The sequence below is a fragment of the Streptomyces chumphonensis genome (genome assembly GCF_014779715.1).
Taxonomy (GTDB): Bacteria; Actinomycetota; Actinomycetes; order Streptomycetales; family Streptomycetaceae; genus Streptomyces; species Streptomyces chumphonensis.
This window is the reverse complement of record NZ_JACXYU010000006.1, coordinates 279,332-304,194: the sequence shown is the minus strand read 5'-3', so window position 1 is coordinate 304,194 and position 24,863 is coordinate 279,332. Positions and strand designations below refer to the sequence as shown.

The following is a 24,863-nucleotide window of genomic DNA, read 5'->3' as shown; positions in this document are numbered from 1 at the left end:
GGCGCCTGGCACCAACTCCTCACCAACACCGCCCACACCACCACCCACGGCATCCCCACCCACCACAACCACCCCACCACCCAACCCAACCACCACATCAACCTCCCCACCTACCCCTTCCAACACCAGAGCTACTGGCTCACGGGGACGCGGGCGGCCGGCGAAGTGGCGGCCGTCGGGCTGGATGCCGCCGGGCATCCGCTGCTGGGCGCGGCCGTGCCGCTCGCGGAGGGCGACGGCCTGGTGCTGACGGGCCGTCTGTCCCGCAGCACGCAGCCGTGGCTGGCCGATCACGCGGTGTGGGACACGGTGATCGTGCCGGGCGCCGCGCTCGTGGAGGTGGCGGTGTGTGCGGCGGACCGGGTCGGCTGTGCCGTGGTCGAGGAGCTGACGCTGCACGCGCCGCTCGTCCTGCCGGAGAAGGACGCCATGCGGCTCCAGGTGACCGTGGGCGCGCCGGACGAGTCGGGACGGCGCACGCTCGCCGTGCACGCCCGGCCCGACCGCGTCGCGGTGGACGAGGCCGCGTGGACGTGCCACGCCACCGGTTTCGTCGCCTCCGACGAGGTCCGGCCGGACTGGGACCTGGCGCAGTGGCCGCCCGTAGGGGCTGAAGCGGTGGACGTGAGCGGCCTCTACGAGCGGGCGGCCGAGCTGGGGCTCGGCTACGGTTCCGCGTTCCGGGGGTTGCGGGCGCTGTGGCGGCGCGGCGACGAGCGGTTCGCCGAGGTGGCGCTGGCGCCCGAGCAGCGCACGGAGGCGTCCGGGTTCGGTCTCCATCCGGCGCTGCTCGACGCGGCCCTGCACGCCTCGCTCGCCGATGGTCCCGAACCGTGCGGGGACGGGGACGACGGGTCGGGCGCGGCCCGGACGGTGCGGCTGCCGTTCGCCTGGACTGATGTGCGGCTGCATGCCGCCGGGGCGCAGACCCTGCGGGTGCGCATCGCTCCGCGCGGCCCGGACGCGGTGGTGCTCACCGCCGCCGACGAGTCCGGGGCGCCGGTGGTGGAGGTCGGCTCGTTGCTGGCCCGCCCGGTCGGTCGGGATCAGGTGGCGGCGAGCGCTTCCGAGGTGCCGGATGCCCTGTTGCACCTCGACTGGCTCGAACGGCCCGTGCCGGACGACGCGGCGCACGGGTTGGTCGTCCTCGGCTCGGACGATGAGCGTCTCGGCTTCCCCGTCCGCAGCACGCTGGAGTCGGTGGGTGGTGACGAGACGCTGATCGTGTCCTGCCGGCCCCAGGGCACCCCTGCCGAAGCCGGGGACGACGCTGCGGCCGACGTGCCGGGTGCGGTGCGGGCGGAGGTGCGCCGCGTCCTCGACATCGTGCGGGAGTGGTCGGCCGACGCACGCTTCACCGGGCGGCTGGTGCTCCTGACCCGTGGCGCCGTCGCGGCCGGTCCGGGTGAGGCGCCGTCGGACGTGGTGTGCTCGGCGCTGTGGGGGCTGCTGCGGTCGGCGCAGTCCGAGCACCCGGGCCGGTTCACCCTGATCGACCTCGACGCGCGGGATTCGTCCCGCGTGGCGCTCCCCCGCGCCCTGGCCTCCTCGGAGCCGCAACTGGCGCTGCGTGACGGCACGATGCTGGTCCCCCGGCTCGTCCGGGCGGCGACGGAGGAGCTGCTGCGCCCGCCGGTGGACGGGACGGCCTGGCGGCTGGACACCACCGGCAAGGGCACGCTGGCGAACGTGGCCCTGGTGCCGTGTCCCGAGGCGGTGGGCGAGCTTCCGGCGGGTCGGGTGCGGGTCGCGGTCCGGGCCGCCGGGGTGAACTTCCGGGACGTGCTGCTCGGTCTGGGCATGGTGGACCAGGACGTGATGGGGGGCGAGGCGGCGGGGATCGTGCTGGAGGTCGGGCCCGGGGTGCGGGGCCTGGCCCCGGGCGACCGGGTGATGGGCATGGTGCCGAGGTCGTTCGGCCCGGTCGCGGTGGTGGACGCACGGCTGCTGGTGCCGCTGCCGCAGGGCTGGACCTACGCGGAGGGCGCCTCCGTGCCGATCGCCTTCCTCACCGCGTACTGGGGGCTGGCGGAGTTGGCCAAGCTGCGCCCCGGCGAGTCGGTGCTGATCCACGCGGCCACCGGGGGCGTGGGGCTGGCGGCGCTCCAGTTGGCGCGGCACCTGGGCGCCGAGGTCTACGCGACGGCGAGCCCCGCCAAGTGGGGGACGCTGCGGGAGCTCGGGGTGCCCGAGGAGCGGATCGCCTCGTCCCGGTCGCTGGACTTCGAGGAGCGGATCCGCGAGGCCACCGCGGGGCGCGGGGTGGACGTCGTGCTGAACTCGCTGGCCGGGTCGTTCGTGGACGCCTCGCTGCGGCTGCTGCGGGACGGCGGGCGCTTCGTGGAGATGGGGAAGACCGATGTCCGGGACGCCGGGCGGGTGGCGGCCGAGCATCCCGGGGTCACCTACCACTGGTTCGACCTGATCGACGCGGGCCACGAGCGGATCGGTCGGATGACGGGCGAGCTGATGGCGCTGTTCGCCGCCGGGACGCTGCGGCCCCTGCCGACGTCGGCCTGGGACGTGCGGCGGGGCCCGGACGCCTTCCGGTACATGAGCCTGGCCCGGCACGTCGGCAAGATCGTGCTGACGATGCCGCCGGCCGAGCTGGACCCGGACGGGACGGTGTTGATCACCGGCGGTACCGGGGTGCTGGGTGGAATGGTGGCGCGGCATCTGGTGGAACGGCACGGTGTGCGGCGGCTGCTGCTGCTCGGCCGCCGGGGCGCGGAGGCCGAGGGCGCCGGGGAGCTGCGCGACGCCCTGGTCGCGGCGGGGGCCGAGGTGGCCCTCGTGGCATGTGACAGCGCCGACCGCGAGTCCCTCGCGGCGGTGTTGGCGGACATCCCGGCGGAGCACCCGCTCACCGGTGTCGTCCACGCGGCGGGTGTGCTCGACGACGCCCTGCTCGGCTCGCTGACGCCCGAGCGGCTGGAGCGCGTCCTGCGTCCGAAGGTGGACGCGGCGTGGCATCTGCACGAGCTGACGCGGGACGCCGATCTGGCCGCCTTCGTCCTGTTCTCCTCGTCGGCGGCGCTGCTGGGCGGCCCGGCGCAGGGCAACTACGCGGCGGCCAACGCCTTTCTGGACGCGCTGGCGGAGCACCGACGGGCCCAGGGGCTGGCCGGGGTGTCCATCGCCTGGGGGCTGTGGGAGCGGGCGAGCGGGATGACGGGCCATCTGGGCGCGGCCGACCTGGCGCGGCTGCGCCGGTCCGGTATGGGCACCCTGGCGGACGCGGAGGGGTTGGCGCTGTTCGACGCCGCGCTGCCCGGCGGCCGGGCCCGGTCGGTGGCGCTGCCCCTCGACGTCGGGGCGCTCCGGCGTGCGGAGCAGCTTCCGCCGCTGCTGGAGGGGCTGGTGGGACGCCAACCGGTCCGGCGCGGCGTCGCGGCGGCCCACGGCGGGGGCGGGGAGTCGGCGGGCGCCGCGCTGGTGCGGCGGCTTTCGGCCCTGCCGGGCGCGGAACGTGAGGGGATGCTGCTCGACCTCGTGCGCGACCACGTCGCCCTGGTGCTGGGGCACGCCGACATCTCGGTGGTCGGTCCGCAGCAGGCGTTCAAGCAGCTGGGGCTGGACTCGTTGACGGCGGTGGAGCTGCGCAACCGGCTGGGCTCCGCGACGGGGCTGCGGCTCCCCGCGACCGTGGTGTTCGACCACCCGACGCCCCAGGCCCTGGCCGAACACCTGCTGCGGGAGCTGGCTCCCGCACCGCCCGGCGCAGCACCGGCCGCAGCACCGGCCGACGCACCGGGCGGCGCGGGCGGACCCGCCGACGAGGAGGTGCGACGGCTGCTGGCGACGGTGTCGCCGCAGCGGCTGCGGGCCGCCGGGCTGCTCGCCCCGCTGCTGGCGCTGGCGGAGCCCGGCGGGGCACCGGAGGGCGCGGCGGGCGAGGGGCACCACGACGATCCCGACGGGCCGGACGACGACCCGTTGGACGCGCTGGACGCCGACGACCTCATCGATCTGGCGCTCGGCGCCGACGGCCGCTGACCGCCGTACGGAAAGGGCCACGGAGACGACCATGAGTGGAGAGCGAACCCCTGTGGGACAGCACGGACGGGCCCCCGAAGCGCCGGGCCGGAGCACCCCCGGTGAGCGCAGCGACCGCAGCGACCGGATGACGGAGGCGCTGCGTCACTCGCTGCGCGAGAACAAGCGCCTGCGTCAGGAGAACGAGGTCCTGGTCGAGGCCCGGCACGAGCCGATCGCCATCGTCGGCATGGCGTGCCGCTTCCCCGGCGGCGTCACCTCCCCGGAGGAGTTCTGGGAGCTGCTGGCCGAGGGTCGGGACGCCGTCACGCCGTTCCCGGCCGACCGCGGCTGGGACGTGGAGTCGCTGTACGACCCGGACCCGGACCGGCCGGGCCGCAGCCACGTGCGGCACGGCGCGTTCCTGCGCGACGCCGACCGCTTCGACGCGGCGTTCTTCGGGATCAGCCCGCGCGAGGCGCTGGCCATGGATCCGCAGCAGCGGCTGCTGCTGGAGACGTCCTGGGAGGCGGTGGAACGGGCGGGCATCGCGCCGACCGCGCTGCGGGGCAGCCGCACGGGTGTGTTCGTCGGAGTGGCCCCGCTCGGGTACGGCGACGGCGCGCTGGCGGAGTCGACGGGGGCCGAGGGCCACGTGCTGACCGGCACCACCGTGAGCGTCGCGTCCGGGCGCCCCGCCTACACCCTCGGGCTGGAGGGCCCGGCGCTGACGGTGGACACGGCCTGTTCGTCCTCGCTGGTGGCCCTGCACCTGGCGGCCCAGGCGCTGCGGGGCGGGGAGTGCGAGTTGGCCCTCGTCGGCGGCGCGGCCGTGATGGCCCGTCCGCACATGTTCGTGGAGTTCAGCCGCCAGCGCGGCCTGGCGCCGGACGGCCGCTGCAAGGCGTTCGCGGGCGGCGCGGACGGCACGGCCTGGGGCGAGGGCGTGGGCGTGCTGCTGGTGGAGCGGCTCTCGGACGCGCGGCGGCACGGGCGCCGGGTGCTGGCCGTGGTGCGCGGCTCCGCCGTCAACCAGGACGGGGCGAGCAACGGGCTCACCGCGCCCAGCGGTCCGGCCCAGCAGCGGGTGATCCGGGCGGCGCTGGCGGACGCCCGGCTCTCGGCCGCCGAGGTGGACGCGGTCGAGGCGCACGGGACGGGCACCCGGTTGGGCGACCCGATCGAAGCGCAGGCGCTGCTGGCCACCTACGGGCAGGACCGCCCGGCCAACAGCCCGTTGTGGCTGGGGTCGGTGAAGTCCAACATCGGGCACACCCAGCTGGCCGCCGGGGTGGCCGGGGTGATCAAGACGGTGCTGGCCCTGGAGCACGGCGTGCTGCCGCGCACCCTGCACGTGGACGAGCCCACGCCGCACGTGGACTGGTCGGCCGGGGCCGTCGAACTGCTCACCCGCGCACGGGAGTGGCCGGCCGGGGACCGGCCGCGCCGGGCGGCCGTCTCCTCCTTCGGCATCAGCGGGACGAACGCGCACGTCATCATCGAGGAGCCGGCGACGTCCCCCGGGGGTGACGGTCCGGCGACGGAGGCGGGCGCGCGGGGAGCCGCCGCCGGAACGAGGGCTGCCGCGCCGAGCCCCGGGGAGGGCGGCGCGCTGGTGCCCTGGCTGGTCTCGGCGGCCGACGCGGACGCGCTGCGGGCCCAGGCGGACCGCCTGTACGAGGCGGTCGCCTCCTCGGCGGCCGGCCCCCAGGACATCGCCCACGCGCTGGCCACGCGCCGGGCGCACCTCGCCCGGCGTGCCGTGCTGCTCGGTTCGGGCCGCGAGGAGCTGCTCGCCGGGCTGGCGGCGCTGCGCGGTACCGCGTCGCAGGCCCCGGTCCGGCCGGTCGTGGGAACGGTGGCGCACAGCACCGCCCCGGCTTTCCTCTTCACCGGTCAGGGGGCGCAACGCCTGCGCATGGGCGCGGAGTTGTACGCGCGCTATCCCGTCTTCGCCGACTGCTTCGACCGGCTCTGCGCCCTGTTCGAGGAGCGGGCGCGACTGGGCCTGCGCGACGTGGTGTTCGCGGAGCCCGGCTCGCGGCGGGCGGAGCTGCTGGACCGCACCGCGTGGACGCAGGCCGCGTTGTTCGCGGTCGAGGTGAGTCTGTTCCGGCTCGTCGAGTCCTGGGGGGTGCGCCCCGGCCACCTGATCGGCCATTCGGTGGGCGAGCTGGCCGCCGCGCAGGTGGCGGGGGTCTTCAGCGAGGCGGACGCCGTCGCGGCGGTCGCGGCCCGGGGCACGTTGATGCAGGAGCTGCCCACCGGTGGCCTCATGGCGGCCGTCGAGGCCGGGGAGGCCGAGGTCGTGGAGCTGCTGGAGGGACGGCCCGGCCGGGTGAGCCTGGCCGCCGTCAACGGCCCGCGGGCCGTCGTCGTCTCCGGCGACGCGGACGCGGTGCGCGAGGTGGCCGGGGAACTGCGCGACCGGGGCAGGCGGGTCAAGGAGCTCTCGGTGAGCCACGCCTTCCACTCGCCGCACATGGACGGCATGTTGGCGGACTTCCGCGCCGTACTGGAGACGCTCACCCTGCGCGAGCCCGTCCTCCCCCTCGTCTCGACGCTCACCGGGCGTCCGGTCACGGGGCCCGAGATCCGCTCGGTGGACCACTGGGTACGGCACGCGCGGGAGCCCGTGCGCTTCCACGCCGGGATCCGCACGCTGCTGGACCGGGGAGTGCGGCTGTTCCTGGAGCTCGGACCCGACGGCGTCCTCTCGGCGGCCGTCCGGGAGGCGGCCGGGACCGAGGAGGCCGGGGACGAAGCGCGCCCGGCGACGGCCACCGGACCCGAGGTGCTGGCGGTGCCGCTGCTGCGGCGGGGGCGTCCGGAGGAGCACACGCTCCTCACCGCGCTGGGCGAGGCGCACGTGCGCGGGGTCCCGGTCGACTGGGCTTCCCGCCTGGCCGAGGACGCCGAGGCCCCCGCGCCGAGGCCCGTCCCGCTGCCGACCTACGCCTTCCGGGGTGAACGGTTCTGGCCCACGGCCCCGGCCGCCGTCGCGGCCGAGCCGGGCGATCTCGGCCTCGTCCGGGCGGATCATCCGCTGCTCGGCGCGCTGCTCCCGCCCACCGACGGCGCGGGCCCCGTCCTCACCGGCCGGTTGTCGGTGCGTACGCAGGGCTGGCTGGCGGACCACGTCATCCTCGGGACGACGGTCGTCCCCGGCACGGCGTACCTGGACCTGGCCCTGCACGCGGCCCGGCTGGCGGGCTGCGACACGGTGGGCGAACTGACCCAGGAGAGTCCGCTGATCCTCACCGGCGAGGAGTCGGTGCACCTGCGCCTGACCGTGGGCCCCGCCGACGCGGAGGGCCGCCGACCGATCGAGGTGCACTCGCGGCCGCATCTCCCGGAGGGCGACCATGAGGAGCGGCAGCCCTGGACGCGGCACGCGAGCGGTCTGCTGACGACGACCGACGCCGGGGACGAGCCGCCGGAGGACGCCGGGACGGGCGGGACCTGGCCGCCGCCGGGCGCCGTTCCCGTCGAGCTGGACGACTTCTACGCGGACGCGGCCCGTGACGGCTTCGCCTACGGCCCCTCCTTCCAGGGGCTGCGCGCGGTGTGGCGGGCGGGCGAGGAGGTGTTCGGGGAGGCCGTCCTGCCCGAGCCCTTCGACGCGGACGCCGCCCGGTACGGCGTGCACCCGGCGCTGTTGGACGCCGCGCTCCACGCGGGCCTGGTCGGCAACACCACGGACGAGGTCCTGCTGCCGTTCGCCTGGAGCGGCGTCCGGCTGCACCGCACCGGCGCCACGACCGTGCGGATACGGCTCACCCCGGCCGGCGCCGGGGCGATGAGGCTCGCGGTGAGCGACGAACACGGCGCGCCCGTGGCCTCGGTGGCGGCGCTGCGGGCCCGCCCGGTCTCGGTCGGGCAGCTGCGCGCGGCGGCCCGGGGCCGGTCCGTCGACCACCTCTTCCGCGTGGAGTGGGCCCCGCTCACACCCCCACCGGCGGCGCCCGCCGCCGGAGCCGGGCCCGATCTGGTCGCGGTGGGCCCGCCCGGAGACGTCGCCGAGGAGGACGCCGGCGTGGAGCGGTTCGCCGGCCTCGCGGACCTGGCGGTCGCCCTGGCCGCCGGACGCGCGGTGCCCGACGCCGTCCTCCTCGACGTGCCCGGGAACACCGAACGGCCGGTGCACGAGGCCGCGCACGCCGCCGTCCACGCGGTGCGCGCGGCCCTCGCGACCTGGGCGCGGGAGGAGGCGTTCGCGAAGGCCCGGCTGGTGGTGGTCACCCGCGACGCGGTGGCGGCCACTGCCGAGGACGAGGTCGCCGGTCTGCGCCAGGCAGCCGTGTGGGGGTTGGTCCGGGCGGCTCAGGCGGAGCACCCCGGCCGTTTCGTACTGCTCGACACCGACGACGCGTCTGCGGCGGGCGCCCACGCGACGGCGGGCCTGCTCGCGACCCGTCGGACGACCGACGCCCCCGACGCCGCGGAGGAGTTTCAGTACGCCCTGCGCGACGGCGCGTTGCTCGCCCCCCGGCTGACGCGGGCCCGGCTGTCCGACGCCGCCGCCCCGGCCCTCGCGGACACCGACGGCACGGTCCTGGTCACCGGCGGCACGGGGGCGCTCGGCGCGCTGGCCGCCCGGCGTCTGGTCGCCCGGCACGGCGTCCGCAGGCTGCTGCTGCTCAGTCGCACGGGCGAAAAGGCCGCGAGCGCGGCGGAGTTGACGTCCGAGCTCACCGCGCTCGGCGCTGAGGTACGGATCGCGGCCTGCGACACCGCCGACCGCGCCGCCCTCGCGGCCGAACTGGAGCGGATACCGGCGGACCACCCCCTGATCGCCGTGGTGCACACGGCCGGGGTCCTGCACGACGGCACCCTGGACGGTTCGACGCCGGAGCGGGTGACCGCCGTCCTCCGCCCGAAGGTCGACGCCGCCTGGCACCTCCACGAACTGACCCGGGGAACCCGACCCGTCCCGTTCGTCCTCTTCTCCTCCGCCACGGCGACGCTCGGCGGGGCCGGGCAGAGCGGCTACGCCGCCGCCAACGCCTTCCTCGACGCCCTCGCCCGACACCGTGCCGCACGCGACCTCCCGACCGTCTCGCTGGCCTGGGGACCGTGGGAGCAGACGAGCGGCATGGCGGGGGACCTGGACGCGGCGACCCGACGACGCATGCGCCGCTCCGGCGTCCTGCCCCTGACGACCGACGAAGGCGCGGCCCTCCTCGACGCGGCCCTCGTGGCCGTCGGCACCGGCCCCACGCCTACGCCGGCCGCCCTCCTCCCGGTCCGGCTCGACCTGGCGGCGCTCCGCACGGCCGACGCCGACACGCCGCCGCTGCTGCGGGCGCTGGCCGGGCCCGCACCCGGCGGAACGTCGGCGGGCGCGCCGGAACAGGCTGCCGTCGCCGAACTGCGCCACCGGCTCGACGGAGTGGACGACGCGGCACGCCGAAGGCTCCTGCTGGAGCTGGTACGCGGCGCGGTGGCCCGCGCGCTCGGCCATACCCGCACCGCCGCCATCACCCCCGACCGCGCCTTCGACGACCTCGGTTTCGACTCCCTCACGGCCGTCGAGCTGCGGAACGAGCTGAACCGGGTCACCGGGCTGCGGCTGCCGGCGACGCTCGTCTTCGACCACCCCACCGCCGCCGCCCTCGCCCGGCACCTGGACGAAACCCTGCCCCGCACGGACGTCCCGGCGGCCGACCCGGTCCTGGCCGAACTGGAACGGCTGGAGAAGAGCCTGGGCCGCATCGGCCCCGACCATCCCGACCACGCCAGGGTCGGCGACCGGCTCCGCGCGCTCGTCTCCCGCTGGAGTGACGGCGGCCGTTCCACGGCGGGTGACGGGCCGGAAGCAAGCGGCACCGCAGAGCTCGAACTCGACTCGGCGGACGACGAGCAGGTCTTCGACTTCATCACCAAGGAACTCGGCATCTCCTGACCGGCAGGAACAAGAAAGGACGGCACCACGGTGGCGAGCAGTGAGACCGAGGACAAGCTCCGGTACTTCCTCAAGCGGGTGACGGCCGACCTCCAGGAGACCCGGCGGCGGTTGCAGGAGGCGGAGGCCGTCACGGGCGAACCGATCGCCGTCATCGGCATGGGCTGCCGCTACCCGGGCGGCGTCGAGTCGGCCGACGGCCTCTGGGAGCTGGTGGCCGAGGGCCGGGACACCACGGCCCCCTTCCCCGCCGACCGCGGCTGGAACATCGAGGAGCTGTACGACCCGGACCCGGACGCGCCGGGCCGCACCTACGCCCGCGAGGGCTGCTTCCTCGACGACGCGGCCCTGTTCGACGCCGCGTTCTTCGGCATCGGACCGCGCGAGGCGCTGGCCATGGACCCCCAGCAGCGGCTGCTGCTGGAGACCACCTGGGAGACCTTCGAGCACGCCGGCATCGACCCGACGACGCAGCGCGGCAGCCGGACCGGCGTCTTCATGGGCACCGGCCAGCAGGACTACGCCGGTCTCGTCCAGCGCGCCACGGAGAACCTGGAGGGCTACCTGCTCTCCGGCGGCGCCGCGAGCGTGATCTCGGGACGCCTGTCCTACACGTTCGGCTTCGAGGGCCCGGCGGTCACGGTGGACACGGCCTGTTCGTCCTCACTCGTGGCCCTGCACCTGGCCGTCCAGTCCCTGCGGCGGGGCGAATCGACGCTCGCGCTGGCGGGCGGGGCCGCCGTCATGGCCGCGCCCGGCATGTTCGTCGAGTTCGCCCGGCAGCGCGGACTCTCCCCCGACGGCCGCTGCAAGGCGTTCGCGGCCGCGGCCGACGGCACCGGCTGGGGGGAGGGCGTCGGCGTCCTGCTGCTGGAGCGCCTCTCGGACGCGCGCCGCAACGGGCACCGGGTGCTGGCCGTCGTGCGGGGTTCCGCCGTCAACCAGGACGGCGCCAGCAACGGACTCACCGCCCCCAACGGCCCGGCGCAGCGCCGTGTCGTCCGTCAGGCCCTGGCCGACGCCCGACTGACCGCCGCCGACATCGACGCCGTCGAGGCGCACGGCACGGGCACGGCCCTCGGCGACCCCATCGAGGCCCAGGCGCTGCTGGCCACCTACGGACAGGACCGTCCCGCCGAACGTCCGCTGTGGCTGGGCTCGTTGAAGTCCAACATCGGTCACGCCCAGGCCGCCGCCGGCGTCGGTGGCATCATCAAGACGATCATGGCGCTGCGCCACGCGACCCTGCCGCGAACACTGCACGTCGACGCGCCCACGCCGCACGTGGACTGGTCGGCCGGCGCCGTCGAACTGCTCACCGAGCGCCGCGACTGGCCGACCGTCCAGGACCGGCCGCGCCGGGCCGCCGTCTCCTCCTTCGGCGTGAGCGGCACCAACGCCCACGTCATCCTGGAAGAAGCCACCGCCCCCGAGACGCCGGAAGAAGAGTCCGGTACCGACGAGGCCGAGCCCGAGACGTCGGTGGTGTCGCTGGTGCTGTCGGGACGCAGCACCCGCGCCGTGCGGGCCCAGGCCGGACGCCTGGCGGCCCACCTGCGGGAGACCACCGACGACGTGCGCGAAGTGGCCCACGCCCTGACCACCCAGCGCGCCTTCCTCGACCACCGCGCCGTCATCCTCGGCAACAACCGCGACGAGTTGCTGCGCGGCCTGGACGCCCTGGCCATGGGCGAGGAAGCCCCCGGGGTGATCACCGGCAGCGGACAGGCCGAAGGGCCCGTCTTCGTCTTCCCCGGCCAAGGCTCCCAATGGACCGGCATGTCCCACGAACTCCTGAACACCTCCGCCGTGTTCCGGGAGTCGATCGCCGCCTGCGAAGCAGCCCTCGATCCTCATGTGGACTGGTCCCTGACCGAAGTGCTCCGCAGCGACGAACCGATCACGCGGGTGGACGTCATCCAGCCCGTGCTGTTCGCCGTCATGGTGTCGCTGGCCGACCTGTGGCGGTCGTTGGGCGTCGAACCGGCGGCGGTGATCGGCCACTCCCAAGGCGAAATCGCCGCAGCCGTCGTCAGCGGGGCCCTCACCCTGGAGGACGGCGCCAAAATCGCCGCCCTGCGCTCCCAAGCCCTCCGCACCCTCAGCGGCACCGGAGGCATGGCCTCCCTACCCCTAGGCCCCGAGCACACCACGGAACTCATCGCACCCTGGGCCGACCAACTCAGCATCGCCGCCCACAACGGACCCCACACCACCGTCATCGCCGGCGACACTGAGGCCCTGAACCAACTCCTCACCCACTGCGAAGACAAGGAAATCCGCGCCCGACGCATCGACGTCGACTACGCCTCACACACCCACCACATCGACACCCTCAAAACCCACCTCAACAACACACTCACCGGCATCGAACCCAAGCCCTCCACCATTCCCTTCTACTCCACCGTCACCGGCACCACCCACGACACCACCCAACTCACCGGCGACTACTGGTACACCAACCTCCGCCAACCCGTACACCTCACCCACGCCACCCAACACGCCCACACCCAAGGCCACACCGCCTACATCGAAATCAGCCCCCACCCCATCCTCACCCCCGCACTCCACGACACCCTCGAACCCCACCCCGTCCTCATCACCAGCACCCTCCACCGCAACAAAAGCGCCTGGCACCAACTCCTCACCAACACCGCCCACACCACCACCCACGGCATCCCCACCACACCCCCGAACCGCCACCCCAACCCCCACATCAACCTCCCCACCTACCCCTTCCAACGCAGGCGTTACTGGGTGGAGACGATCGGCAGTGGTCCGGTGGCCGCTCTCCGATCCCCGGGGGACGACGCAGCGGACGGTAGCGGTGAGGACTCCGCCGGAGCGCTCCTGCGCGAGCAGCTTGACGCGCTCCCGGCCGAGCGCCGGGAGAAGCTGCTCACCGATCTCGTCGTGCGGCATGCCACGGCCGTGCTGGGCGTGGAGGAAGCCGTCGCCGCCGACCGGCCGTTCCACGAGGCCGGTTTCGTCTCCCTGACGGCTCTGGAGTTGCGTCGTCGTCTCGTCTCCGCGACCGGTACCCCGCTCCCGGCCTCCGTCGTCTTCGACCGCCCGACTCCCGCCCTCCTCGCACGGCACCTGCTCGGCCTGCTCACCGACGCACAGGACGCAACCGCCACCACGTCGACGGCCGAGCGGCACGCGGACGGAGGTACGGACGAGGACCCCGTTGTGATCGTCTCGATGGCCTGCCGCTATCCGGGCGGGGTGCGGGGGCCCGAGGAGCTGTGGCGGCTGGTCGCGGACGGCACCGACGCCATCGCCCCCTTCCCGGAGGACCGGGGCTGGGACACCGACGCGCTCTACGACCCGGATCCGGAGCGTCCGGGGCACAGCTATGTGCGGGAGGGTGGCTTCCTGGACGACGCGGACCGGTTCGACGCGGCGTTCTTCGGCATCAATCCGCGCGAGGCGCTGGCGATGGACCCGCAGCAGCGACTGCTGTTGGAGACCTCCTGGGAGCTGTTCGAGCACGCGGGCATCGATCCGGCCGCGCTGCGGGGCACGCGTACCGGGGTGTTCGCGGGGCTCAGTGGGCAGGACTACCCGCTGCTCCTCGGCCCGTCGCAGGAGGTGGAGGGCTACCTCATGACGGGTAACGCGGCGAGTGTGGTGTCGGGTCGGCTCGCGTACACGTACGGGCTGGAGGGGCCTGCGGTGACCGTGGACACCGCCTGCTCCTCGTCGCTGGTCGCCCTGCACCTGGCCGCGCAGTCGCTGCGGTCCGGGGAGAGCGAGCTGGCGGTGGCGGGGGGTGTCACGGTGCTGGCGACGCCTCAGGCGTTCGTGGGCTTCAGCCGGCAGCGCGGCCTGGCCCCCGACGGCCGTTGCAAGCCGTTCTCGGCGGAGGCCGACGGCACGGCCTGGGGTGAGGGCGTCGGGCTGGTGCTGCTGGAGCGGCTGTCGGACGCGCGCCGCAACGGGCACAGGGTCCTGGCCGTCGTGCGTGGCTCGGCGACCAATCAGGACGGCGCCAGCAACGGCCTCTCCGCGCCCAACGGCCCTTCCCAACAGCGTGTTCTGCGTCAGGCGCTGGCCAATGCGCGGCTGTCGGCGGCCGAGGTGGACGCCGTCGAGGCGCACGGCACGGGCACTGCGCTGGGTGACCCGATCGAGGCGCAGGCCCTGTTGGCCACCTACGGCCAGGGGCGCGCCGCCGAACGGCCTTTGTGGCTGGGCTCGGTGAAGTCGAACATCGGGCACACGGCTGCGGCGGCCGGGGTGGCGGGGGTGATCAAGATGGTGAAGGCGATGGAGCACGGGGTGCTGCCGCGCACGCTGCACCTGAACGAGCCGACCGCCCACGTGGACTGGTCGGCCGGTGCCGTCGCGCCGCTCACCGAGGCCGTGGCGTGGCCGCGGGACGGGCGGCCCCGCCGGGCCGGGGTGTCGGCCTTCGGTATCAGCGGCACCAACGCCCACGTCATCCTGGAGCAGCCGCCCGAGGTCCCGCCGACGGCCCCCGGGGCTCCGACGGATCAGGGCGCGGCTGCGGCCGGTGCCGTGCCGCCGGTCCTGGCCTGGCCGCTCTCCGCGCGGAGTGCGGCGGGGCTGCGGGCGCAGGCCGACCGGTTGCGCGCGCACCTGGCCGGGCGGGACCCGGCGCCGGGCCCGGTGGCGGTCGGGCGGGCGCTGGCCCTGACCCGGTCGGCGCTGTCGCACCGCGCGGTGGTCGTCGGCGCGGACGGGCCGGAGCTGGCGGCCGGGCTCACGGCGCTCGCCTCCGGCACGCCGACCCCCGCCGTGGTGCGCGGTACCCCGTCCCCCGGCCGGGTCGGGTTCCTCTTCCCCGGCCAGGGCAGCCAGGCCCCGGGCATGGGACGGGAGTTGTACGCCCGGTATCCGGTCTTCGCCGAGGCGCTGGACGAGTTGTGCGCGCTGCTCGACCCGGAGCTGGCCGCTGCCGTCCCGGACGCGGAGCACGGCCGGACGCCCGGCCTGCGCACGGTGATGTTCGCCGAAGCGGGCACGACGGAGTCGGCGCTGCTGGACGAGACCGCCTACACGCAGGCCGCGCTGTTCGCGGTCGGGGCGGCGGGGTTCCGGCTGCTGGAGTCGTGGGGCGCCCGTCCGGACGTGGTGGGGGGTCACTCCATCGGTGAGCTGACGGCCGCGTATGTGGCGGGCGTGCTGCCGGTCCGGGACGCCTGTCGGCTGGTCGCGGCGCGCGGACGTCTCATGCAGTCGTCGCCGCGCGGCGCGATGGTGGCGCTGGAGGCGGCGGAGGACGAGGTGGTGGCGCTGCTCACGGAGCGCGCGGAGCCGGACCGGATCGGCGTCGCGGCCGTCAACGGCCCTCGTTCGACAGTGGTCTCGGGTGAGGCGGAAGCGGTCGAGGAGGTCGCCGAGGTCTTCGCCGCGCGGGGGCGGCGCACCCGGCGGCTGCGGGTCTCGCACGGCTTCCACTCACCGCTGATGGACGGCGTCCTGGACGCGTTCGCAGACGTCGTCGGACGGCTGGCGCTGCGGTCTCCCCGGATTCCGCTGCTGTCCAACGTGACCGGGGACTTCGCGGAGTCCGGACAGGTCACCTCTCCGGACTACTGGGTACGGCACGTCCGGGAACCGGTCCGCTTCCACGACGGGGTGCGCCGGATGCTGGCGGACGGGGTGACGACCGTCGTCGAGACGGGCCCGGGGGGCGTGCTGACGGCGCTGGTGCGGGACGCGGCGGCGGGGCGGCCGGACGGACGCGTCGAGGCGGTCCCGCTGCTGCGGCGCGCCCGCCCGGAGGCGGAGAGCGCGGTCGCGGCCGTGGCCGCGCTGCACGTGCGCGGAGTGCCCGTGGACTGGCCGGCGCTGCTGGGCGACGCCACCCCGGCCGGGGCGGAGGTGGAGCTGCCGACGTACGCCTTCCAGGGTCGGCGCTTCTGGCCCGCACCCGCCGGCGGCCCGGCGCTCACGGCCGAGGGCGGACCCGGCCGTCCGCAGGACCTGCGGACCCTGGGCGCCCCGGTGGAGGGGGACGAGGGGCACCGGGCGCCCGAGGGCGGCGCGGCGGAACCGGGGACGCCGGTGGCCCTGCATGCCCGGCTCGCGCCGCTGACGGTGGCCGACCGGGAGAAGGTGCTGCGGGAGCTGGCGGCGCTCCAGGCGGCGTCCGTACTGGGTCACGCCGACACCTCGGAGGTCGAATCAGCCCTTGGCCTGCCCGAGTTGGGACTGGACTCCCTCACGGCGACCGAGTTGCGCGAGTCGCTGGAGGCGGCCACCGGGGTCACGCTGGCGGTGACGGCCGTCTTCGAGCACCCCACCGTCGAGGCGCTCGCCACCGAGCTGCACCGGCTCCTGGTGGGGACGGGCCGACTGCCGGCCGAGCCCGGCGGGCCACTCGCCGCCTCGCCCACGCCCGGGACGCCGTCCGCCGACGCGGACGGTGCGGGCCCTCCGGCCGGGCCGGGACTGCTGACGGCCCTGGCCGAGCAGGCCGGTCGCACCGGACGGGCCGCCGAGTTCGGCGCCCTGCTGGCGGAGGCCGCCCGGTTCCGGGAGACGTTCGACGCCACGGCGGCGACGCGCCCCGGGGCGGTCCGGCGTCCGGCGCCCGTCCGGCTGGCGCGCGGTCCGGGCGGACCGGTGCTGATCTGCTTCCCGTCGTTCGCGAGCCGGTCCGGGGCGCACCAGTACGCCCGGCTCGCGGCCGGGGCGCGCGGCGAGCGGGACGTGTGGGTGCTGCCCGCGCCCGGCTTCACGTCCGGGGAGCCGCTGCCCGTGGACGTGGAGGCCCTGGTGCGCCTGCACGCGGGGGACGTCGAGCGGTGCGCGGACGGGCGGCCGTTCGTCCTGCTCGGGCATTCGGCGGGCGGGTGGATCGCGCACGCGGTCGCTGAGCGGCTGCGGGCCGGGGGCGTCACCGCGTCCGGGGTGGCGTTGCTGGACACCTACGCGCCGGGCAGCCCGGTGCTCGACCGCATCCAGGACCACCTTGCGCGCCCGTCCGCCGAGCACGCCGAGGGCGGCGTCCCGGCGGCGGAGCCCGGCCGCGACGACGCGGTGCTCACGGCGATGGCCGGCTACGGGCGGCTGTTCGCCTCCTGGCGTCCGGGCGCACCCGGCTGCCCCACCCTGCTGGTGCGCGCGAGCGAGCCCCTGCCGGGGTTCCCGGCCCGGGGGTGGCGCGCGTCCTGGCCCGGCGAGCCGGGGCCCGTCGTCGTGGACGTCCCCGGCGACCACTTCACGATGACGTCCGTACACGCCGCGACGGCGCTCGACGCGGTCCGGCGGGCGAGCACGACCACGACCACCGACACCGACACCGACACCGACACCGACACCGACCGAGGGTGAGCCCCGACATGACCGACGACCTCAGCCGACCGCCGCTCGACCACGACCAGGCCGTCGTGGACGGCTACGCCCCCTACCACCGGCGCGCGCTGGCCTTCTACGACTTCTTCGTCTTCCGGGGCAGCGCCCCGCTGTTCTGGCGCTGCTCGCCGCGCGACTTCGAGCGCCTCTACCACACCAGCGTCGGTGCGAAGCACGTGGAGATAGGCGTCGGCACCGGCTATCTGCCGTCCCGCGCCCGGTTCCCGGTGTCCAACCCCAAGATCACGCTCGTCGACCTGAACCCGGCGACGCTCGACTTCGCCGCCTCCCGGCTGCGCTTCTTCGAGACGACGAAGGTCGTCGGCAACGCGCTGGAGCCGCTGCCCGTGCCGGACGAGAGCCACGACTCGGCGGCGCTGTGCTTCCTGCTGCACTGCGTGCCGGGCAGCCTGCGGGACAAGGGGGTGGCGCTCAAGCACGCGGCGGCGGCCGTCCGCCCCGGCGGCACCGTCTTCGGCAGCACCGTGCTGTCCTCGGGCGTCCCCGTCACCTGGGCGGGCCGCAGCCTGATGGACAAGCTCAACGCGAAGGGCGTCTTCCACAACGACCAGGACAGCCTGGCGGACCTGACGTCCCAACTGAAACAGAACTTCACGGACTTCGACCTCGTCACGCGCGGCAGCGTGGCCCTGTTCCGCGCGCGCAAGGCCGCGTGACACCGCTCCTCCCCCGCCCCCGTCCCCCGCACCGCCCGGAAAGGAACGTCATGCCCACACGCTGGTACCCGATCGAGGAGGCCGACGACTCGCTGTTCGCGACGGCCTCCCTCCACCACGCCCGCTCCGTCGAGGTGCCCCACTCGGTCGAGGAGACCTGGGCGGCGCTGACCGGCGACGAGGTGTCCAGCTGGACCAAGGGGATGAAGCGGCTCACCTGGACCTCGCCGCGTCCGTTCGGCGTCGGCACCACCCGCGAGATCGAGCTGGGCGGCGGCTTCCTGCTGCGGGAGCGCTTCTACCGCTGGGAGGAGGGGCACCGGAAGACGTTCTGCGCCGTCGAGACGACGCGGCCCATCTTCCGCCGGCTGGTGGAGGACTACGTCGTCGAGCCGACGGAGACCGGCTCGCGGTTCAGCTGGCGCTGGGCGGCCGACCTCAACCCGCCCTACTCCTTCTTCAAGGGGACGCTGGACCGGCTCGCCTTCGCGCCGACCGGCCGCTCCCACATCGACGGGCTGGCCACCCACCTGGCCACCACCCGCCGCTGACCGCCGCCGACCCGGCGACGCGACCGGCCCGCGCACGTCCCGGGCCGGTCCGCGCCGCCCCGAGCACCCCGACGAGCGAAGGAAGAAGACGCACATGTGTGGGATCACCGGATGGATCGCCCTGCGGCGGAACCTGGAGGAGCAGCGGCCCGCGCTCGACGCGATGACCGCGACCATGGAGTGCCGCGGCCCGGACGCCGAGGGCGCCTGGGTGTCGGGCCCCGCCGCGCTGGGACACCGTCGGCTGGCGGTGATCGACCTGGAGGGCGGCGTCCAGCCCATGACGGCCGAGACGCCCGACGGGCCGGTCGTCCTGACCTACAGCGGGGAGACCTACAACTTCCGTGAGCTGCGCGATGAGCTGGTCCGTCGCGGTCACCGGTTCCGGACCGCGAGCGACACCGAGGTCGTCCTGCGCGCCTACCTGGAGTGGGGCGAGGAGGTGGCCGACCACCTGGAGGGCATGTACGCGCTCGGCATCTGGGACGGCCGCGTCGACCGGCTCCTCCTCCTGCGCGACCGGCTCGGCATCAAGCCGCTGTTCGTGTACGAGACGGAGGACGGCGTCCTGTTCGGGTCGGAGGCCAAGGCGATCCTCGCCCACCCGGAGGCGGAAGCCGTCGTCGACGCCGACGGCTTCCGCGAGCTGTTCGGCTTCGTCAAGGAGCCCGGCCGGGCGGTGTGGGCGGGCATGCGCGAGGTCGCTCCCGGCACCATGCTGCTGCTGGACCGGGGCGGGCTGCGCGAGCGCGTCTACTGGCGGCTGGAGGTGGCCGAGCACCGCGACGACACGGAGACGACGGTCGGCCGCGTGCGGGAGCTGCTGGAGGACAGCGTCGCCCGTCAGCTCGTCGCGGACGTCCCCCGCTGCGTGCTGCTCTCCGGTGGGCTGGACTCCAGCGCCCTGACGGCTCTGGCCTCCCGACAGTTGGCCGAGCAGGGGGAGCGGGCGCGGACGTTCACCGTCGACTTCGAGCAGCCGGAGGCGTTCCGCCCCGACGAGCTGCGCGGTTCGCAGGACGCCCCGTTCGCCCGCGCCGTCGTCGAGCACCTGGGCACCCTGCACACCGACATCAGGATCGACCACCAGGAGCTGGCCGACCCGGAGGTGCGGCGGGCCACGGTCCGGGCGCGCGACCTGCCCTTCGGCTTCGGCGAGGCGGACAACTCGCTGTACCTGCTGTTCAGGGCGATCCGCGAGCACTCGACGGTGGCGCTCTCCGGCGAGTCGTCCGACGAGATCTTCGGCGGCTACCCGTGGTTCCACCTGCCGGCCGTGACCGAGGTCCCGATGTTCCCCTGGGTCACCGCCTCGGGCATGGGACCCAAGTCGCACCCGACCAAGCTCATCGACCCCACGCTGCTGCTGGAGACCCTCGACGTGCCCGGCTACTGGGCTCAGCGCTGGGCGGACAGCGTCGCGCACCTGCCGGCCCTCCCCGGCGAGGACGCGCGCGAACGTCGGATGCGCGAGCACGCCTACGTCCACCTGACCAGCCTGCTGGGCCTGCTGCTGGACCGGAAGGACCGGATGAGCATGGCGGTGGGGCTGGAGGTGCGGGTGCCGTTCTGTGACCACCGGCTCGCGGAGTACGTCTTCAACACCCCCTGGTCCATGAAGACGTTCGACGGCCGGGAGAAGAGCCTCCTACGCGCTGCCGTGCGCGACACGCTCCCGACGTCGGTGGTGGAACGCGTCAAGGCGCTCTACCCGCACACCCAGGAGCTGCGCTACGTCGCGGCGTTGCAGCGCCAGGTCGGCGAGCTGCTGAGCGACGACCACGGCGCGGCGGACTTCTTCGACCGGGACGCGCTGGCCAAGGCCGCGGCCGGTGAGCCCGGCGCCGTCGAGCCGGACGAACGCGAGGCGTTCGAGCGCGTCCTGGACCTCGCCGTCTGGCTCGACACCTACCGTCCGACGATCAAGCTGTCCTGAGCCCGGACGGCCGCCCCGCCGTCCCGTCTCTCCCCCACCCCCACGCGCCCCTTTCCCTTCCCTTCCTGAGGAGCAGCCGAGCCATGGCAGTCGACAACGACGTCTACAACGAACTTCCCTGGTGGGACGACGACCAGCCGTTCGCCACGCTGGAGGCGTTCACTCCGGCCCGCTTCGACTACTTCCACCGCGTGCTCACCGACCGTCTGCGCCTGGACCCGGCGGGCCTGCGGGTGCTCGACATCGGCTGCGGCGGCGGGCTGCTCGCGGAGCGCTTCAGCCGCCTGGGCGCCCACGTCACCGGCGTGGACCCCTCGGGCCCCTCCCTGGCGTCGGCGCGTGAGCACGCCGCCCAGGAGGGCCTGGCCATCGCGTACCAGGAGGCCGTCGCCGAGGAACTGCCCTTCGAGGACGCCTCGTTCGACCTCGTGTACTGCTGCGACACGCTGGAGCACGTCACGAGCACCGACCGGGCCGTCGCGGAGGCGGTCCGCGTCCTCAAGCCCGGCGGCCACTACTTCTACGACACGATCAACCGGACGTTCCTCTCCAAACTGTCCATGATCAAGATGGCCCAGGACTGGAAGGCGACGCGCTTCGCGCCGAAGAACCTGCACGACTGGAACAGCTTCATCAAACCCGAGGAGCTGTACGCCCTCTTCCGCAAGCACGGCCTGGAGAACCAGGACACGGTCGGCTTCGCCTCCGACCGCCCGAAGGGCGAGCTGCTGCGGGCGATGCGCAGCCGCGCCAAGGGCGAGATCACCTACGGGGAGCTGGGACGCCGCTTCCAACTGGGCGTCCACCGGGACACCTCGGTCGTCTACGGCGGCTGGGCCCGGAAGGCGCGCCGATGACCCACCGCCCGCGGGGCGCCCCCGCCCCCGGTCCCGCAGGGACGCCCGCACCCGACGTCCGCGTCCCGGTGCTCGTCGTCGGCGCGGGCCCGGCCGGGCTGACGACGTCCCTCGCCCTCTCCCGGCAGGGGGTGCGCCACCTGCTGGTGGACCGCCACCACGGCAGCGCCCACACCCCCCGCGCCCACCTCCTCAACCAGCGCACCGGGGAGATCCTGCGCGACCTCGGCCTGGAGGAGCGGGTGCTGGCCGAGGCGACCCCGAGCCCGATGTTCGCCAACCACGTCTTCATGTCCACCTTCGCGGGCCCCGAGGTCAGCCGCCTGCACGCCTACGGCAACGGACCGGACCGGACCGGGGACTACCTGGCCGCCAGCCCCAGCCGGATGTGCAACCTCGCCCAGCACCTGCTGGAGCCGCTCATGGTCGCGGAGGTGGAACGCGCCGGGGTGGGGTCGCTGCGCTGCGGCCAGGAGTTCGTGCGGCTGGAGCAGGACGGGGAGGGCGTCACCTCGGTCCTGCGGGACCGGCGGACGGGACGGGAGTGGACCGTACGGTCGCAGTACGTCGTCGGCGCCGACGGCGGACGCAGCCGGGTGCGGGAGAGCTGCGGCATCGCGCTGGAGGGCACCGAGGGCCTGGCCCGGGCGGTGTCGGTCTGGTTCGAGGCGGACCTCTCCCGGCACTGCGCGGACCGTCCGGCGATCCTCTACGTCGGGGGCGTGCCCGGCCGGCCGCCCGAGGACGGCCGGGTCTTCGTGAGCGTCCGCCCGTGGCACGACTGGATGTACCTGCGCTTCCTCGACGCCGAGGGCGCCGCGCCCTTCGACCCGGACGACCACGAGGAGATCGTCGCCCACATCCGGCAGAGCATCGGCGACCCCGCGATCGACGTCCGCGTGAAGTGCGTGTCGCCGTGGCAGGTCAACGCGGTGGTCGCCGAACGCTTCGCCGCCGGACGGGTGTTCTGCCTGGGCGACGCCGTGCACCAGATGCCGCCGACGAACGGCCTCGGCCTCAACACGGCCATCGCGGACGCCTTCAACCTGGCGTGGAAGCTCCAGCTGGTCCTCGCCGGGCGGGCCGGCCCCGAGCTGCTGGCGAGCTACGAGGCCGAGCGTCGTCCCGTCGCCGCGCAGGTCGTGGACCGGGCCGTCCGCAGCATGGTCGACTTCCTCGGCATCCCCGCCGCCCTCGGCTACACGGCGGGACAGAGCGCGGAGGAGCAGTGGGAGCTGCTGCGCTCCCTCGACGACGACACCCCCTCGGCCGCAGCCCGACGCACGGCCCTGGCCGAGGCCACCGCGCGCATCGACTACCAGGTCAACGCGCACGGCGTCGAACTCGGCTACCGCTACCGGACGGGCGCACGGATGGACGACGGCACACCCGAGCCCCCCGCCGAACGCGACCCGGAGCTGTACTACACACCCACCACCTGGCCGGGCGCCCGTCTCCCCCACGCCTGGCTGGAGGACGGCCGCCGTCGGCGCTCCACCCTGGACGTCACCGGAGGCGGTCGCTTCACCCTGCTCACCGGCCGGGGCGGCGACGCCTGGTACGACGCGGCGAGGGCGGCGGCCCGCGAGACCGGCGTGGACGTCACCGTGCTCTCCATCGGCACCACCGACGGGCTGCGCGACCCCTACGGCACCTGGGAGCGGCTGCGCGAGGTCGACGCCGACGGCGGCGTCCTCGTCCGCCCCGACACCCACGTCGCCTGGCGCGCCCCGACCTCCGCCTCGGCCCCGGACCTCCCGAAGATCCTCACCGAACTCCTCCACACCCCGTCCCACCCCTGACCCGACCGCTCACCCGCAGGGACGTACGGCGACGGCCCGACGACCGACGGATCGTCGGGCCGTCGCGCGTGCCGCGCTCCATCCGGAACCGCCGCACGCGCAGGGCGGGCATGGCCATGCGCAGACTCAGCCCACCACGCACGTCGGCCAGAACTGCACGAGGTAGCGCTCCACCCCGCGCGGAACGCCACGGACCGCCAGCCGCGCCACGGCGGCCCGCCCGGCGGAACGCGCCCGCACGCGCCAACACAGGCCACCAGCCCCGAGCTCGACGGCGGTCGGCACGCTTCCGGCGACCACTTCGGCGGAAAGCCGCCCGCTGACCGACACCAACTGCGCCTCTGCTGTCACCTCCCAAGGCGTCCCCTCCTCCTGCGGAGGCTCCGCATCCCACACCTCGGCTACCAGCTCGGCCGTATGGGTGTGCCCCGCGCTCGCGAAGTCCAGCCGCATGTCGAACGCGGTCAGGAACGGAGGGTCGTCTGAGACCTCCCGGCCCTCCGGATACGGCAGGGGCACCTCCATGTCGTCGTAGTCCTGAAGCGCGAAGCCGTGGAAGTCCACAGGGATCTCCACGACCTGCCGCCGCGACAACGACGCCATCGCGTCTCCTTCCGGACACGGCTCCTGCCAGCGGCGCGCGCCGCGAAGAAGTGGTCCGCACCCACGTCAACGGCTCCTGCGATCAACAAATCGCAGAAGCCGTCGCACGCACCGGGGGGCTCAAGCCGTGAACTGCCCGCTCTTCACCGCGCCCAGGAAGGAGGTCCAGCCGCTCGCGGGGAACGCGAGCACGGGCCCATGCGGCGCCTTGCTGTCCCGCACCGGCACGACAGCGGCGAAGTCGTCGGAGACCTCAACGCACTCGCCTCCGTCCTGGTTGCTGTAACTGCTCCTACGCCAGGTGATGATGCTCAGGTCGATGGGTCGCACGCCGCTTCCTCCAACATGGCCAGGACGAACTTCTGCGACTCGACCGGGGACAACGCCAAGTCGCGCATTGCATCGTATGCACGCTGCAAGCGCTCAACCGGCGCGTTCGCCTCGATCAAGTCACCGCCGTAGCCGTGCTCGGTGTAGGCCACGGTACGAGCATCCATGAGCCTCAGGAACATCACCGTCGCGTTGGTCAGTCCGTGAAGTCCTGCCTTCAGCGGCAGGACCTGCAACGTCACGTTCGGTCGCTCTGCGACCTGGGCGACGTACTCAAGCTGTTCGCGCCACGCCTCCGCCTCCTCCAACGGCGTGCGCAAGACCGCCTCCGACAGGATGGTTCGAAACGGCGGGGCGCCCTCGCCCTCCAAGAGTCCGCGCCGACCCATTCGGGCCTCGACTTGCTGGTCGAGGTCAGGGCCCTTCAGGCCACCGGCTGACAGCACGTCCCGCGCGTACCCCGGCGTCTGCAACAGCCCCGGCAGGACGCTCACCGCGAAGTGCCACAGGCTCACCGCTTCCGCCTCCAGCGTCATGTACCGCCGGTAGCGTTCGCGGAACTGGGACTTGTCGCCGGCGGCCAACTCCCACATGGCCAGGAGCAGACCCGGGGTGCCGTAGAAGCCGTCGAGTGCCTCGGCGACCTCGGGGCTGCCGATGGTGTCGCCCTTCTCCATCTTGCCGAACAGCGACCAGTCCCAGCCCATCCGCTCTCCGAGCTGCCGCAGGGTGATGCCCCTCTGCGACCGCAGTCTCCGCAGCTCCTCGGCGAAACGCTGGCGTGGCTCCTGGCTCCGACCCGTGACGACGCGACGTTGCGGCATGCGGTGTTCCCCTCCGTGCTGGCCGTTGGTCCCGCCCGTGGAAGGTGTGGAACAGACGTGGAATGGCGTGGAAC

The 24,863-nt window shown here is 74.4% G+C and carries 10 protein-coding genes and 1 pseudogene; 8 read left to right on the top strand and 3 right to left on the bottom strand.

Annotated features, from left to right (window positions below; genetic code table 11):
- The 8 genes and pseudogenes from IF129_RS14790 to IF129_RS14740 form a co-directional block, all read left to right on the top strand.
- Window positions 1-3,996, top strand: a 3,996-nt coding sequence (locus IF129_RS14790) for an SDR family NAD(P)-dependent oxidoreductase (RefSeq protein WP_191210097.1), incomplete at its 5' end; no start/stop codon positions are given.
- 52 nt (window positions 3,997-4,048) lie between these two features.
- Window positions 4,049-9,880 carry a type I polyketide synthase gene (locus IF129_RS14785; RefSeq protein WP_381479870.1) on the top strand — a complete coding sequence of 1,944 codons (5,832 nt, stop codon included), beginning with the start codon at window positions 4,049-4,051 and terminating at the stop codon, window positions 9,878-9,880.
- Between the two features lie 84 nt (window positions 9,881-9,964).
- Window positions 9,965-17,188 (top strand): annotated as a pseudogene (locus IF129_RS26400) (type I polyketide synthase); the annotation flags it as partial.
- Window positions 17,189-17,196: 8 nt separating this feature from the next.
- Window positions 17,197-17,886, top strand: a complete 690-nt coding sequence (locus IF129_RS14760) for a class I SAM-dependent methyltransferase (protein WP_191210096.1) — start codon at window positions 17,197-17,199, stop codon at window positions 17,884-17,886.
- A 50-nt stretch (window positions 17,887-17,936) separates the two neighbouring features.
- Window positions 17,937-18,437, top strand: a complete 501-nt coding sequence (locus IF129_RS14755; protein ID WP_191210095.1) for an SRPBCC family protein — start codon at window positions 17,937-17,939, stop codon at window positions 18,435-18,437.
- A 94-nt stretch (window positions 18,438-18,531) separates the two neighbouring features.
- Window positions 18,532-20,373, top strand: a complete 1,842-nt coding sequence (gene asnB / locus IF129_RS14750; RefSeq protein ID WP_191210094.1) for an asparagine synthase (glutamine-hydrolyzing) — start codon at window positions 18,532-18,534, stop codon at window positions 20,371-20,373.
- An 83-nt stretch (window positions 20,374-20,456) separates the two neighbouring features.
- Window positions 20,457-21,230 carry a bifunctional 2-polyprenyl-6-hydroxyphenol methylase/3-demethylubiquinol 3-O-methyltransferase UbiG gene (gene ubiG, locus IF129_RS14745; protein ID WP_191210093.1) on the top strand — a complete coding sequence of 258 codons (774 nt, stop codon included), beginning with the start codon at window positions 20,457-20,459 and terminating at the stop codon, window positions 21,228-21,230.
- A complete protein-coding gene (locus IF129_RS14740) occupies window positions 21,227-23,032 on the top strand; it encodes an FAD-dependent monooxygenase (RefSeq protein WP_191210092.1) in 1,806 nt (601 codons plus the stop codon). The genes ubiG and IF129_RS14740 overlap by 4 nt, the downstream gene beginning before the upstream one ends.
- A gap of 126 nt (window positions 23,033-23,158) precedes the next feature.
- Here IF129_RS14740 and IF129_RS14735 read toward each other — a convergent pair whose 3' ends face one another.
- The 3 genes from IF129_RS14735 to IF129_RS14725 all read right to left on the bottom strand — a co-directional run bounded on the left by IF129_RS14735 (window position 23,159) and on the right by IF129_RS14725 (window position 24,789).
- Window positions 23,159-23,635 carry a hypothetical protein gene (locus tag IF129_RS14735; RefSeq protein WP_191210091.1) on the bottom strand — a complete coding sequence of 159 codons (477 nt, stop codon included), beginning with the start codon at window positions 23,633-23,635 and terminating at the stop codon, window positions 23,159-23,161.
- A gap of 120 nt (window positions 23,636-23,755) precedes the next feature.
- Entirely contained in the window at window positions 23,756-23,965 is a 210-nt protein-coding gene (locus tag IF129_RS14730) for a DUF397 domain-containing protein (protein WP_191210090.1), read from the bottom strand.
- Window positions 23,947-24,789 (bottom strand): helix-turn-helix domain-containing protein, encoded by an 843-nt coding sequence (locus IF129_RS14725; RefSeq protein WP_191210089.1) that lies wholly within the window; start codon window positions 24,787-24,789, stop codon window positions 23,947-23,949. The genes IF129_RS14730 and IF129_RS14725 overlap by 19 nt, the downstream gene beginning before the upstream one ends.
- Window positions 24,790-24,863: the final 74 nt, after the last annotated feature.

Coding starts and splice junctions, on each gene's coding strand:
- IF129_RS14760 (WP_191210096.1), top strand. CDS start 17,197: ATGACCGACGACCTCAGCCGACCGCCGCTCGACCACGACCAGGCCGTC.
- IF129_RS14755 (WP_191210095.1), top strand. CDS start 17,937: ATGCCCACACGCTGGTACCCGATCGAGGAGGCCGACGACTCGCTGTTC.
- asnB (WP_191210094.1), top strand. CDS start 18,532: ATGTGTGGGATCACCGGATGGATCGCCCTGCGGCGGAACCTGGAGGAG.
- ubiG (WP_191210093.1), top strand. CDS start 20,457: ATGGCAGTCGACAACGACGTCTACAACGAACTTCCCTGGTGGGACGAC.
- IF129_RS14740 (WP_191210092.1), top strand. CDS start 21,227: ATGACCCACCGCCCGCGGGGCGCCCCCGCCCCCGGTCCCGCAGGGACG.
- IF129_RS14735 (WP_191210091.1), bottom strand. CDS start 23,635: ATGGCGTCGTTGTCGCGGCGGCAGGTCGTGGAGATCCCTGTGGACTTC.
- IF129_RS14725 (WP_191210089.1), bottom strand. CDS start 24,789: ATGCCGCAACGTCGCGTCGTCACGGGTCGGAGCCAGGAGCCACGCCAG.